This is a genomic window from Acinetobacter sp. YH12045, from assembly GCF_013419925.1.
Taxonomy (GTDB): Bacteria; Pseudomonadota; Gammaproteobacteria; order Pseudomonadales; family Moraxellaceae; genus Acinetobacter; species Acinetobacter amyesii.
The window spans coordinates 26314-40586 of sequence record NZ_VOZE01000014.1; the positions used below are offsets into that span (position 1 = coordinate 26314).

Consider the following 14273-nt stretch of genomic DNA (forward strand, 5'->3'; position numbering starts at 1 on the left):
AATATCAGGCTATATATTAATATGGCCTGATATTATTTTTTTTGGAAAAAATTAATATTATCGTTTGATGATCATTAATGTTGCTGTGCCATGCGCAAAAACTTTATTATTTTCATCAATAATTCTACCTTCAGTCATAACCAAAGTTTTACCTGTATTGATAATGGTTCCAATTCCCCTGTAGGTTTTATTAATTTGCATCGGACGGATCATTTTAATATTTAGGTCAGTCGTGGCAAAACGAATCCCTTTTTCCATGACAGTATGTGCTGCAGCGCCAGTTACACTGTCTAATACCGTTGCGCAAAAGCCACCATGAACACCGCCTTGAAGGTTTATATGATGTTGATTTGGCGTAACTTCATAAACAATATATCCAGTTTTTACTTCAACCAGTTTCATTGGGATGGTGCTGGCCATCGGGGCGTGGGAAATACTCCCATCTTTGACTGCTGTTAAAAACTCTAAACCCGTAAGTTGATCTGTAGACATTTTAAATCCTAAATATATTGCTGTTCTAAGAGAATATTTATTTTATTTATAACATAAAATTTTAAAAATTAAATACAACTTTGTTATTGGACTGCTCTTTGTATAGTGAAAAACTATTGTTAGCCGAAGAAAATTTTATTATACCTGTTTGGTTTATTTATGTAGATTTGTTTTTAGGGTGTTTTGATTTAAGTTGAAAATTCATTTTATTTATATGAATTTTATAAATTAAAACGTCGCATTGTGATTTATTTTCCAATGTGTATCTTCTATTCATTATTAATACGTAGAAAACTATGCGCCAAATTCATAAAATATTAGTTGCGAACCGTGGTGAAATTGCGATTCGTGTCATGCGGGCAGCATCTGAAATGGGCATTCGAACCGTTGCGATTTATGCAGAAGAAGATAAATTTGCCATGCATCGTTTTAAATCAGATGAAGCATACCGAGTAGGAGCAGGCAAGAAACCAATTGCGGCTTACTTAGATATTAAGGACATCATTAGAATTGCATTAGAAAATAATGTAGATGCCATTCATCCAGGTTATGGTTTTTTATCAGAAAATCCAGATTTTGCAGAAGCTTGTAAAGAAGCTGGAATACTATTCATTGGACCGAGTGCAGATGTGATGAGACAGCTTGGTAACAAAGTAATGGCGCGTAATGTCGCAGTCATTGCTGGTGTGCCAGTTGTGCCAGCAACAAATGCACTGCCAGAATCAATTATGGAATGCCGAGAGATTGCCGCTCAAGTGGGTTATCCATTAATGCTGAAGGCAAGCTGGGGTGGTGGTGGTCGTGGCATGCGTGCAATTGAGCATGAGGGTGAGCTTGAAGATGCTATTCACATTGCACGCCGTGAAGCAAAATCTGCTTTTGGTAATGATGAAATTTATTTAGAGAAGTTGATTCGTCAAGCACGTCATGTTGAGGTGCAGATACTTGGGGACATGCATAACAATATTGTTCATTTGTTTGAGCGTGATTGTACGGTACAGCGTCGCAATCAAAAAGTTGTAGAGCGTGCGCCTGCACCTTATTTGAATGAAGAACAGCGTGAAAAACTCTGTGCAGCAGCCTTGAGGCTTGCAAAGGCGGTGAACTATACGCATGCGGGTACAGTTGAATTTTTAATGGATGCTGAAACAAGCGAGTTTTACTTCATTGAAGTCAATCCGCGTATTCAAGTAGAGCATACAGTCACTGAGGAAATCACTGGCATTGATATTGTCAAAGCTCAGATTCGTATTACTGAAGGGGCGAAGATCGGTGAGAAAGAAAGTTTTGTTCCTGTCCAAGAGCAAATTAAAATGCTTGGTCACGCTGTTCAATGCCGTCTGACCACTGAAGACCCGAAAAATGCGTTTATGCCAGATTATGGCAAGCTGACTGCATATCGTGCAGGGACAGGTTTTGGGGTGCGGGTCGATAGCGGGACAGCTTATACTGGTGCTGTTATTAGTCCATATTATGATTCGCTGCTTGCAAAAGTGACGGTACGTGGTTCATCTATGCATGAAGCCAATTCCCGTATGTTGAGAACTTTAAAAGAATTTAGAATCCGCGGTGTTGCGAATAATTTAGCCTTTCTAGAAAATGTAATTACCCATCCATTATTCAGTTCGGGCCAATGTACGACAAAATTTATTGATACAACACCAGAGCTGCTGAACTTTCCAATTAAACAAGACCGTGCAACAAAGCTCTTAGAGTTTTTAGGTGATATCACTGTCAATGGTCAGCCGGAACTGAAAGGTAGACAATTACCTCAAATACAGACCTTTTCAGCACCACTACCGTCTTGGGAACTTAGCAATGATTCAGGTTTAACAGGTTCTAGAGAGCAATTTAAATTGCTCGGCGCAGATGGTTTCAGTCAATGGATGTTAGATCAGAAACGCGTCTTGATTACCGATACGACTATGCGAGATGCACATCAGTCATTGTTTGCGACGCGAATGCGCAGTGCAGATATGCTTGCCATTGCGCCATATTATTCAAAAATGGCAGACCAGCTATTTTCACTCGAATGCTGGGGCGGGGCAACTTTTGATGTATCGATGCGTTTCTTAAAAGAAGACCCTTGGGAGCGTTTGGAAAAACTACGTGAAGCTGTACCAAATATTTTATTCCAAATGTTGCTCAGATCTTCAAATGCGGTGGGATACACCAATTATCCTGATAATGTCGTACGTCATTTTATTCAGCAAGCCGCGCAGTCTGGTATTGATTTATTCCGTGTTTTTGACTCTTTAAATGCAGTGGATAATATGCGCACCGCGATAGATGCTGTACGTGACACGGGCATGCTTTGTGAAACCGCGATTTGCTATACCGGCGATATTTTTGATCGTAGTCGCCGCTATGATTTGAAATATTATGTCAATATGGCGAAACAGCTGGAAAAGGCTGGAGTAAATATTCTGGCAATTAAAGATATGGCCGGTATTTGTAAGCCTAAAGCTGCCTATGAATTGATTAAGACCTTAAAAGAAGAGACTGGTTTACCAGTTCACTTCCATACACATGACACAAGCGGGATTGCTTCGGCAAGTATCTTAGCTGCAATTGATGCAGGAGTAGATGCTGTAGATACCGCCATGGATGCAATGAGCGGTTTGACCTCGCAGCCAAGTATGGGCTCCATTGTTTCGGCACTGCAAAATACTGAGCGTGATACAGGTTTAAATCAGAAAAGTCTACAAGCGTTATCGAGCTATTGGGAAGGCGTACGCAATATTTATGCACCGTTTGAAGCAGATATGCGTGCAGGCACAGCAGACGTTTATCATCACGAGATGCCAGGCGGTCAATATACCAACCTACGCGAACAGGCGCGCTCTTTAGGTTTAGAAGAGCAATGGTCAGATATCTCAGATGCGTATGCTCAAGTCAATTTACTGTTTGGTGATATCGTTAAAGTCACGCCGACCTCTAAAGTTGTAGGGGATATGGCTTTGTTTATGGTGTCGAATAATTTGACGACCGAAAATGTAAAAAGCGCAGACTATGCAATTGATTTCCCTGAATCTGTAATTTCGCTGTTTAAGGGTGAATTAGGAGTGCCAGCGCATGGTTTTCCTGAAGATTTACAACGAAAAATTTTAAAAGGTGAACAGCCTTTAAGTGACAGACCTGGTGCGCTTTTGCCTGCAGTTGATTTAACAGGGGAAAAGAAAAATGTTCAAAAACTTTTAGGTCAGTGTATTCGTGAGCAAGAATTTGCTTCTTATTTGATGTATCCAAAAGTATTTATGGAATTTATGCAGCATAAGCAGAAATATGGTGCAGTATCCAATATACCTTCGACTGCATTCTTTTATGGCTTAATGGAAAATGAAGCTGTTGAAGTTCCGCTTGAAAAAGGCAAAATGCTAGAAATTAAACTTCTAGCGCAATCCCAAGCGAAGAATGGAAACGTTGATTTATTTATTGAATTAAATGGACAGTTGAGATTGCTGCAAATTCAGCAAACTGGACAACTGTCAGAGCAGAGCCGTACTCAAGCTGAAACAGGAAATGCGCAGCATGTTGGCGCGCCAATGCCGGGTATGATCAGTACTGTTGCTGTGAAACAAGGCCAGAAAGTTGAGAAAGGAGAAACTTTATTTACTGTTGAGGCAATGAAAATGGAGTTGGCGGTTAAAGCGGAAGTGGATTGTATTATTCAAGACATTTTATTGAATTCGGGTCAATCTGTAAAAACCATGGATTTGGTGATGACATTATCCTAAGAGAAAATAAATTCAAGCAAGCCCAGATTTGCAATCTGGGTTTTCGTTTATACTAATTTATTAATTGAGCCATTTTGTCATTCAATAAGGTGTAATCAGGTGGGGGAGTAGTAGCACCTGAAATAAGCATGTTTTGCTGTCTGTAACATCCAGCATTGTCATTATCAATATTTTTAAGAATTAGTTGATGGATGTTCTGGATTTGCCATTCAGAAAAAGGCTCTTCTTTACGAATAAAGCCTTCTACATAGTAAATCGCATTTCTACGGTTAATTGCCTCGAAATGTGCTCGTAATGCTTTCCCGCCAACAGTAATACCTTCCAACACAACTTTTGTTTCTAGCAATGTCAGTGTATTGGCTGCAATTGCATTTGAATGGTATGTTCAGCGAACAATAAGATTTTTTTACAATTGCAGGAGAAAGGGGACGATGCTGATCTAATTTTGTTTTTAAAGTATCTATAATGTCAAACATAACTTTTTATCTACAGTTGAATTTTTAAATGATACATATAAAAGAAATGTTATAACATTTCTTTTATATTAAATGTATACGTGTTAAAATCAGTACACCATTTCAAATCCTGTTAATGGATTTGAACAAAATAAATTTTGTGATTCAATGCGCTAAATCTAATTTGGGTAAAAAATGGGTACAGGTAAAATGCTATTGACTTTATGGTTCACTAAATCAATAGTTTAGGAGTTGAGTTCAACTCCCGCCATCTCCACCAAATACCTAGTTTTATATGACGAAATATAACTGAATATAAAACGGAAAGGCTTAAATCTTAAGGGTTTAAGCCTTTTTTCTTGCCTAAACATAACCAAACATAAAAGCATATAGTATTGCGCTTCGTGTATCCCTGCGTGTATCCTTGAGAAAAAAATTGAACACAAGGGATACAAGGCTAATGAAAAGAACTGAAATAAAGCGCCGTCCTTTATCTGACACCGTGCTGGCTAATCTTGAAGCTGAATCAAAAGAATATAGAGAGCTTGATGGCAATGGTTTATATATCCGAGTAAAACCTGATGGTAACAAGTCATGGCAACTTAGATATAAAAAGCCTGATGGTAAGTGGTCATGGCTTGGGCTTGGTGGCTATCCCGAGGTTGCAGGGCAACTAGCTCGTAAGAAAGCCAAAGAGCTTTTAGATGATGTATCTAAAGGTGAAAACCCAATTATTTCTAAGCAAGAGCGAAAACGACAAGAGCTAGAACAAAATAATGCGACTTTTGAATTACTGGCTCGTGAGTGGTTAGATACAAAGCTCAATTCATGGGTGGCGGATACGATGACAAGAAATAAAGGTGCATTGGAAAAGCACATATTTCCTGTTTTTGGTAAGCGCCTATATACAACGATTAAACCAATTGAATGGATGAACTTGTTAAAAGGGATACAACAAGAGAAAGGCATTTTTGAACAAGTGAATCGTATGCGGGCAATGTGTCGGGATATTTACGATTATGCAAAGGTCACAGGGCGTATTGATTATAATCCTTTGGAGGGTATTCAGAAATATCTAGAGCAAGGCAAAAAAACCAATATGGCTCATGTGGATGAAAAAGAACTTCCCGCATTGCTGAGGGCTATTAATAATTATCCGACTATGGATGTACGAATGGGTTTGCAGTTGCTTGCTATGCTGTTTTGTCGCCCTAGTGAGTTGCGTGGCGCAAAATGGGATGAGTTTGATTTTAAAAATGCTGTATGGAATATACCCGAAGAACGCATGAAGAAACGCCGTGAGCATGTTGTGCCATTACCGACACAAGCCATAGCAATTTTGGAAGAACTCAAAAGTTACGATACTAATTCTGAGTTTTTATTTCCGAGCCGTTCGGATAAGAGTAAGCCTAAATCGGATACGGTTTTTATTATGGCTTTGCGCCGTATGGGGTATGAGGGGCGACAAACGCCACACGGTTTTAGACATATAGCTAGTACGCTTTTAAACAATAGAGGCTTTGATGAACGTCATATTGAATCGGCTTTAGCGCATGTCAAGGATGGTGTAGCGGGTGTGTATAACAAGGCTCAGTACTTACAAGACAGAGCCAATATGATGCAATGGTATGCGAATCATTTAGAAGAAATAGCAGATCAATCAATAATTCAATTTAAAAGAAATGTTTAATTAATTATAGGACAGAAATATGGCTGAAATTTCACTTACAACTGAAGATATAAAAATACTAAAAAGTCTAAAAAATTTTAATGAAGAATTACGCTTAGACGAAAATAAACCATCTTTTAGCATGGTCTTAATGTCGTTAAATCAATTTAATTATAGTTACGATTTTTTTTGCCAAATAATGAAAATTGAAAAGGATGATTTTTCAAAATTATTACTGGGTTTCAGGAATAACTTATATGAAGACTTAGAAAATACAGGATTATCAGAAGTACTCAAAGTTGACATAAATAATATTTATAATTCAATGCAATACTTTATTCATTTTAATGATGTAGTTCTCTTAAGTGATATTTGTTTTGAAAAAAAAAGCTTGTTAAACGATTTAGAGAATTTACAATTTTGTAGGGATTCAAAACAAATAATCTCAACATTTTTCATAGCATTTGATAAATTTTTTGTTTGGGCTCAAGCAATTAATATTCTCAATGAGAGGATAAAAAACTCAATTAATATAGGTCAAAAATTAAAAAAACAGCCTAAACATGTAGTAGATATTCATAAAAAAGGCGCTCAAGCCAGAAAAATGGTTTTTGAATTAAAAAAAGCAAAAGCATATGAACTATATGAAAAGGGGAAATACCATTCATATGCACAATGTGCTCGGGAGATTTACCTAGAAATAGGGGTTAATGACCCAAGAACTGTTAGTAATTGGTTGAGTGAAAAATACAGTAAAAAGAAGAAATAATACAGTTATCAAGCAAACTGTACTTCGTGCAACATAAGTGTGCATTGAGCTAGCTCAAGCATTTAAATCATTGTAATTAAATTAAATAATACCTTTACTTTTTCAAATACAGGTATGTTTATGACTATTACACCTTTGCGCCTTCAGTTCAAAAAAACTTGTGAACTTTTAGATATCAGCCGTGAAAAGCTCCGACATTTACAGCGTACAGATGAATCTTTTCCGAAAGCGATTAAGGCGGGCACAAGTAAGCAAAGTGCAGTTTTCTTCGATTATGCCGAGCTTATGGCATGGCACGAAAAGCAAAAGTTAAGCCTTACAACTGAGGAGGTTTAATTTATGCGTATCACTCATAAAGCGAATATTCTTCGACATCTGCAACAAGGCAAAAGTATTACTCAACGAGAAGCGATTGCCTTATGTAATTGCTATCGACTCAGTGCAGTGATTTTTGAATTACGTTGTGCGGGTTACGATATTAAAACCCATGACGAGGATAATGATTCAGGAAAAGGCATTCATGCTCGATATGAGCTTATAGGGGGCTAACATGACTGGTACTCTTGAAACCCCGAGCTTAGAACAGCCTAGAGATATATTAGCAAATTGTATAAAGCTTAATCCACAGGACGGCGCATTTATGCGTCACCCTATCATTGAATCAAATGGTAGCCCTAAACAACCCATCTATATTGATAATACAGTCGTTGATATAGATGGCGTGAAATATGAAAGCCCAATGATATTGCCAATCTATAACGGGCAATTAAAACTGATTCAGTGTGCGGTACTTCAGGATAAAAAGACTGTTCAAATATTCCCTGATGGAGGTTTAGCTAAAGGATTTGCATATTATGGGCAATTGCATAAAGACAGACCTGTTATAATCGCGCGCGAATTAGAAGAATTTTTTAGCGTGGCAAGAACTGATTATGCTGTTGTTTTAGCAATATTGCCTGATGTGTGTAAAACAACAAATACTGCATTAAAACAAGCTGATTTAAACATAATTGAAGCAGTTATAAATCAGTTATGGGGTGCAGGTTATAAACAGCTATATATCCCGACACGACCACAAAATAAAGAAATATTACTCGAAATAGCACAAAGCCAAAAAGTACAGCTTATAGACCAATATCGAAGTGATGGAACTTTTATGGAAATTACACAATATGAAACAGCACAAGAGGTACAAGCGTTTATAGGTGAGGCAATTCAAGATTTACCAATATTTCAGGAAGTTTGGAAAGAACCCAAACAAATAAAATCTGAATTATTACCAGTGAAGAAAATCACAAGAGATATGCTTCCACTCGATGTATATACGTATTGTGCGGATGAAGCTAAACGAGCGGATAACATGACTTTTGATTTAGTCGCCGTGTGTTTGTTGACTTCATTGGGTGCATTGATTGGTGCGAGAGTCGCTATCAAGCCTAAACAATTAGATGATTATTCGATTGTACCTAACTTATGGGGCGGAATTATTGCGCCACCGAGTAGCAAAAAGTCACCCGCAATAAGTGCAGGCACACGGCATTTAGATCGACTCGTATTGCAGGCTAAAGAACAATATGAACTTGAGCAAAAGGAAAATATTGCCAAAGGTATTGTTTTTAAATCTACTGAAAAAGAGCTAGTTAAAAAGTTAGATAAAGCAAAAGAGGAAAGTGAAAAATTAAAACTAGCTCAAGATATTGCAGAAATGCAAACAGAAGTTAATGACAGACCTGTATTAAAACGCTACTTCACTAATGACAGTTCACCCGAAGCATTGGCTGATTTAGAAAGAAGTAATCCAAACGGTATTTTGGTCATTCGAGATGAACTTATTGGCTTACTCAGTTCATTAGATCAAAATGATACTGATACAGGACGAGCATTTTATCTTGAGGGATGGAACGGCACAGGTTCATATCAATTTGATCGTATTACACGAGGTTCAGGATATATTCAAAATCACTGTTTATCAGTATTGGGGGGTATTCAGCCTGATAAATTAATGAGCTATTTAGAAAAGACAATTAGAGGAATGGGGAATGACGGCTTATTACAGCGTTTTCAATTACTCATTTATCCTGATTTAGCCCAATGGCAATATGCAGATAGCAAGAGCAATAAAGATGCTAAAGAGGCTGTATTTAGTTTGTTTAAACAGCTTGATGAACTCAATGAACATGAGTTAGTTCAATTGGGTGCAAAGCCAAGTGATGAATTTAATATTCGACCTTATTTTCGATTTACACAAGAGGCTCAGGAAGCCTATAAAACATGGTCAACTCAATTAAATGGCATTACTATCCCCAATGAGGAACACGCAATTATTCAAGAGCATTTATCGAAGTTTGGAAAGTTAATGCCATCTTTGGCTTTAATATTTCATCTTATTGATTCAGTGCAATTAGGTGAGCGTATAGGGGGCATAAGCCTTTCATGTGTAGAAATGTCAATTAAGTGGTGTGATTACTTAGAAAGCCATGCACGGCGCATTTATGGCATGGTTTTACATTCTGCTACGTTTAAAGCCAATGCTTTAGCAATGAGGCTAAAAAAGCTCAATAATAATGATTCATGGCGAAGTAATGGCTTTAGTTCAAGAGAAGTGCATCGTAAAAATTGGAAAGGTTTAACAGACTTGAATGCTGTAAATGAAGCCCTTGAGCTACTTGTAGATTATGAATGGCTGAATGAGCAAGAAATTGAATCTTCGGTAAGGGGTGGGCGACCAAGTAAACGCTATTTGATAAACCCTAAAATATACTTTTCGCAAAAGTAGCACTGACAAAACTGACATTACTTAAATAGTTTTGTCGGTTTTGTCATTTGTGATTCTATGAAAATAATAATTTTTAGAGTCCATAAAAAAGAGTTTTTTCAGTCCCTAAAGGTATTTTATAAATCTAGTTTTATTTTGTGGTGATTGACTACAGATAAACCTTGAACTAAGTCTAATAATCGAATTTACGGACACGTTAGATACCGATAAAACCTTGTCCTAATCTTACTGTTTCATTAGATTTTCGGAGTCCTTAAAAAGGGAGTTTATGCATACGTTGAAAAAAGGAGTTTTCCGACACGTTAGATGTCAGAAAAATCTTACTATTACTAATTTTTAGAGTCCATAAAAAGAGTTTTCGGAGCGTTACGTGAACAGCTTGGCTTATATGTGACTTTCCAAGTATTTTTAATTTCCGAATGCCCTTAAGTACCTGACAAAACCTAACATTTTTAGTTAATACCAAAAATGCATGTGAAAACTATGAGCCAGTAGGTTATGATTTTTAATATTCTAAAATTAAGAAACTTTCTACAAAATTGAACTAATATTTTTAGGGTGATACTTTGCTTAAATTATTAATATTATTGTGTGGGATGGCTAGTCCGCTTTTATTTGCCCAAACCATTTATGAACTTAGGGAAAGTAATGGTGAGGCCTTGCTTACTAACAAGGATACTAAATATTCGAATCTAAAAGTTGAGAAGAAAACTTATTATCCTGAAGATGGTTTCGAGACAAAGTGGAATGTTCATTGTTCCAAAGACCGCTTTAATGGTTTAAAAAGTTGTTCGATAAGTACTTATGCGTCTGATGTATTTGTATATTTTTCAAAAGGCCAATATTCAATTTTGATTGGAAGAAATCATTACCCCCGAACATCAAGTGCTATAAAAATAGATGATAATGCAGCGATTTATGGGTATGAAGGTATATCTGAAACACCTTTAAAAGTTCTCAAACAGATGATGAATGGGAAGATAGCCTATACGAGATACAAAGAGTGGCCTTATGAATATAACAAGGATAACGAAGTAAAATTGGATGGTTTTAGTGAAGCTATAGAAAAAATGAAAACTGAGTACAAAAATTTATAAATGCATAATTAGATAAATAGGGGGGAGGGATGCAGGATTTGTTAGGTCAGGCTGCGTACAAGAAAAAGTTAGCAAAATTGTCAATAAAAGAAAAAAAATATGATGATGCGTGGAAATTTTTACATGAACAAAAGGAATTATATTTACGACATGCATCAAGTTCAGGCTTTGATCTAGTTTCGACTAGAGTAATTGATGCTTCAATTCATGAAGATTTAGCCAATATTTTGCGGTTGGAGTCAAAGCATAAACAAGCACTAAGTAATTTATCTTATACATATAAAGCTCAATTTATGGCGAATAGACCGATAGTTACTTTAGAAAAAAAATTACAGGCGTATTTTTCGAGAGTTTATGAAAAAGAACAATTTGAAAAGTTTAAATCACTTTTAAATTTGTTAAAGGATTCTGATTACATTTCGGTTAGAGATTTTGTAGAGATTTACTTTCTACAATTGTCGAAGAGTTTGAATGAAAAAATTTAAACCTGATAAAACTTGAATACTATTGAGGAAATGTAGCTTATAAGAGGCATTTAATCACCTCAATTCATTGGTGTATTGATATCTAATAAAAGATATTTTGTATCCCTACGTGTATCCCTTTGTTTTTAAATTTTATAAATTAAATAAATAACAACTGCTTATGTGTTTAGTTCAATTGACGCCATCCCACCAAATTCCTAAAAAAGCCTTTAAGCTTAATGTTTAAAGGCTTTTTTATTGGCTGTATTGCCTGTCGCTTGAGCAGTGCACCTCAATTTTTGCCTTTACGGGTAATTATTGGAAAAATTTATCCATTTAATTTTTAGTCTAGATAATGGGTATATAGATTAACTCATAGATACGAGATGCAGAAAAGCACAGCCCCAAGATAAGTATTACCGCCTTTGAGATGAAAATGGCTCATCACTATTAATCATACCCATTGGACAAAAAGAAAGAAACGTATGCTATACCGTTCAAGGTGAACGCAATTCTGATTCATTCTGTCTATATCCTGAGGGGGAATTTAAAGAAAGCAAGAGAGCTTGCCATTGAACTGAAATAAATGTATTACAAGTCAGTCTATTACAAATATATCAAGCTATTTTTTAAAGTGGTCGTTGAGAATCAAAGAATAAATAGTCATGATCTAAAAATGATTATCTGCTTTATTCAACTCTTTTGAGACAACAGTGTAATCTTTAATCCCTTAGGAAAATTCGGTTCAAATTCGATGGCATAAGCATATTGTTGCAGCATTATTTTGACTAAAGATAAGCCCAGTCCATGACCTTTCTGCTGAGACGATTTACGCCAAAAACGTTGCCCTAAGTAACGAATATCTTCGGCATTTAAATGTGGACCGTTATCTTGAATGTGTAAAGTGTTTTTCTGCATACTCACGTTAATCACATCAGCATTTGCATGTAATAGTGCATTTTCAAGCAGGTTTTTAAGAACAGAATACAAGACAAATTCAGGTAATGCCAAATCACCAAGACTGTGCCAATCGACCTGAATTTTAGCTGTTGCTTCAGGATAAATCAGTGCTAAATCATCGAGTACTTTTGCAATAATGGGCTGTACCTGAATGCTTGCTTTGATCTGTTCAATAGATTGATCAGTATTCGACAACATCAGTAATTGCTCAAGTAAATCAGCATAGCGACGGACACTTTGATTTGCTTGATCCAAGCTATATTGCAATTTCATATTGCCGTCCTTTTTCGCTATCAGTTGTGCCAATTGCACATTGGTTTTAATTGCGGTTAAAGGACTCCGTAATTCATGCGCAGCGTATGCACTAAAGACTTTTTCATTTTCAAGACTTTGATGCAGTTTGTGGACTAAGCGATTCGCATTTTGCACAAAAGGGTAGACCTCTGAGGGCATGGTATTGGCATCTAAGCTTGTGAGATATTGGCTTGCCTCATTGAGCGATAAATTTGACTGACTTAAATTGCTTACAACCAGATCCAAGGCTTTAAATTCTCGACGAACAATTAAAACAATTAAGCCGATACACAACAATAATGACAAGATCAGCGGAATTAAGACCGATTGTAAAATTTGTTTTAACAAAGACTCCCGCAAAAACATACGCTCTGCAGCCACCACTTGAATCTCACCACGGCGTAACACATAACTGCGCCATTGCGTCTGACCTTGTTGCCAAGTACTAAAACCAACTGCTTGTTGACTTAAATCTTTCGGTGCCCCGCGTGTTTTGGCAATCACATGCTGTCCTACACTGATGTCAGAACTAAATAAAGATACTTCGCACGCGATTAATGGTTCTTGGTCTGTGGAATGAAGTTGTTGAGCTAAGGCAGACTCATCCAAGCTTTGCACTGGTAATTGTTGAATTAGCCGTGCCACCATTTGTGCGGAGGCATGTAGACGTTGATCTAGAGTCTCCTGAAGACGCTTTTGTAAGTCGATATACAGCCAAACAAACACCACACTCCATAAGCCGATCATCACAGCCAAAAGACTACTGACCAAGCGCCATTTTAAGCTGTGTGATTTTTGCATGGGATTGACTCAGGAATTTTAAACATATAACCGACACCACGAATAGTCTGAATATAGTCCGCATGCAATTTTTGCCGTAAATGATAAATATGGACATTCAAGGCATTACTTTCGATACTGTCTTGGAAGCCGTATAACTTATCTAACAGCACTTCATTTTTGAGCACTTGATTTGGATGGCTCATCAAGGTTTCAAGCAAACTGTATTCACGTCGTGAAAGCTGAATCATTTGATCTTGATAATGGACTTCTTGAGTGTCTTTATTGAGCTTTAAGTGGTCAAATTGAATGACATTCGATGAAAAACCGCGGTGACGTCGGGTGAGTGCATGAACCCGTGCAATTAGTTCATCCAGTTCAAAAGGCTTGGTTAAATAGTCATCGGCACCGACATTTAATGCCTCAACACATTGTTGGGTCTGTAACCGTGCGGTTAAAACCAAAACAGGGACATGAATCTGATCTCTGCGCCATGATCGCAGTAAGTCTAAACCATCTTGGTCAGGTAGGCCTAAATCAAGTAAACATAGATCGACCGCACTGTGGCGGATAAAATAATCCGCATTACGCGCATGACTCACATGTTCTACTGAAATATTTAAAAAATCCAATGTGGCACAAATACTTGAGGCAATATATGGATCATCTTCAACCAAAACAACAAACATAGCGTTTTCCTGACTTCCTACCTGTATTTTATAAATGATTTATCTTGTTAATGCTCCCTTAATTTATGCTTTTGCATAATCAACTGAAATA

Annotated in this window: 11 protein-coding genes and 1 pseudogene; 8 read left to right on the top strand and 4 right to left on the bottom strand. The window is 36.9% G+C overall.

The window, feature by feature from the left end; all coding sequences use genetic code 11:
- Positions 1–57: 57 nt before the first annotated feature.
- Positions 58–492, bottom strand: a complete 435-nt coding sequence (locus FTU02_RS13980; RefSeq protein ID WP_180115472.1) for a PaaI family thioesterase — start codon at positions 490–492, stop codon at positions 58–60.
- Positions 493–788: 296 nt separating this feature from the next.
- Here FTU02_RS13980 and FTU02_RS13985 point away from each other — a divergent pair, with 296 nt between their 5' ends.
- On the top strand, positions 789–4229 hold the full coding sequence (locus tag FTU02_RS13985) for a pyruvate carboxylase (RefSeq protein WP_180115471.1): 3441 nt from the start codon (positions 789–791) through the stop codon (positions 4227–4229).
- Positions 4230–4284: 55 nt separating this feature from the next.
- Here the strand turns inward: FTU02_RS13985 and FTU02_RS13990 are convergent.
- Positions 4285–4705 (bottom strand): annotated as a pseudogene (locus tag FTU02_RS13990) (Fic family protein); the annotation flags it as partial.
- A 439-nt stretch (positions 4706–5144) separates the two neighbouring features.
- Between FTU02_RS13990 and FTU02_RS13995 the strand changes: the two are divergent.
- From FTU02_RS13995 to FTU02_RS14025, 7 genes are all read left to right on the top strand, one after another.
- Entirely contained in the window at positions 5145–6374 is a 1230-nt protein-coding gene (locus FTU02_RS13995) for a tyrosine-type recombinase/integrase (protein ID WP_180157663.1), read from the top strand.
- 19 nt (positions 6375–6393) lie between these two features.
- A complete protein-coding gene (locus FTU02_RS14000) occupies positions 6394–7122 on the top strand; it encodes a hypothetical protein (RefSeq protein ID WP_180157666.1) in 729 nt (242 codons plus the stop codon).
- Positions 7123–7242: 120 nt separating this feature from the next.
- Entirely contained in the window at positions 7243–7458 is a 216-nt protein-coding gene (locus FTU02_RS14005; protein WP_086178636.1) for a transcriptional regulator, read from the top strand.
- 3 nt (positions 7459–7461) lie between these two features.
- Positions 7462–7671 carry a helix-turn-helix domain-containing protein gene (locus FTU02_RS14010; RefSeq protein ID WP_086178508.1) on the top strand — a complete coding sequence of 70 codons (210 nt, stop codon included), beginning with the start codon at positions 7462–7464 and terminating at the stop codon, positions 7669–7671.
- A gap of 1 nt (position 7672) precedes the next feature.
- The gene (locus tag FTU02_RS14015; protein WP_257232787.1) at positions 7673–9898 is read left to right on the top strand and encodes a YfjI family protein; all 2226 of its coding nucleotides are present in this window, start codon (positions 7673–7675) and stop codon (positions 9896–9898) included.
- A 566-nt stretch (positions 9899–10464) separates the two neighbouring features.
- Positions 10465–10995 carry a hypothetical protein gene (locus tag FTU02_RS14020; RefSeq protein WP_257232788.1) on the top strand — a complete coding sequence of 177 codons (531 nt, stop codon included), beginning with the start codon at positions 10465–10467 and terminating at the stop codon, positions 10993–10995.
- Between the two features lie 29 nt (positions 10996–11024).
- Positions 11025–11480, top strand: coding sequence for a hypothetical protein (locus FTU02_RS14025; protein ID WP_180157668.1), 456 nt, complete (start codon positions 11025–11027; stop codon positions 11478–11480).
- 672 nt (positions 11481–12152) lie between these two features.
- On the opposite strand, the gene FTU02_RS14030 is transcribed toward FTU02_RS14025, so the two are convergent.
- Together FTU02_RS14030 and FTU02_RS14035 are read right to left on the bottom strand one after the other, a co-directional pair.
- Positions 12153–13514 carry an ATP-binding protein gene (locus tag FTU02_RS14030; protein WP_180157671.1) on the bottom strand — a complete coding sequence of 454 codons (1362 nt, stop codon included), beginning with the start codon at positions 13512–13514 and terminating at the stop codon, positions 12153–12155.
- Positions 13493–14182: a response regulator transcription factor gene (locus FTU02_RS14035; protein ID WP_180157672.1), complete on the bottom strand. Its 690-nt coding sequence runs from the start codon at positions 14180–14182 to the stop codon at positions 13493–13495. Before FTU02_RS14035 ends, FTU02_RS14030 begins: the two co-directional genes overlap by 22 nt.
- Positions 14183–14273: the final 91 nt, after the last annotated feature.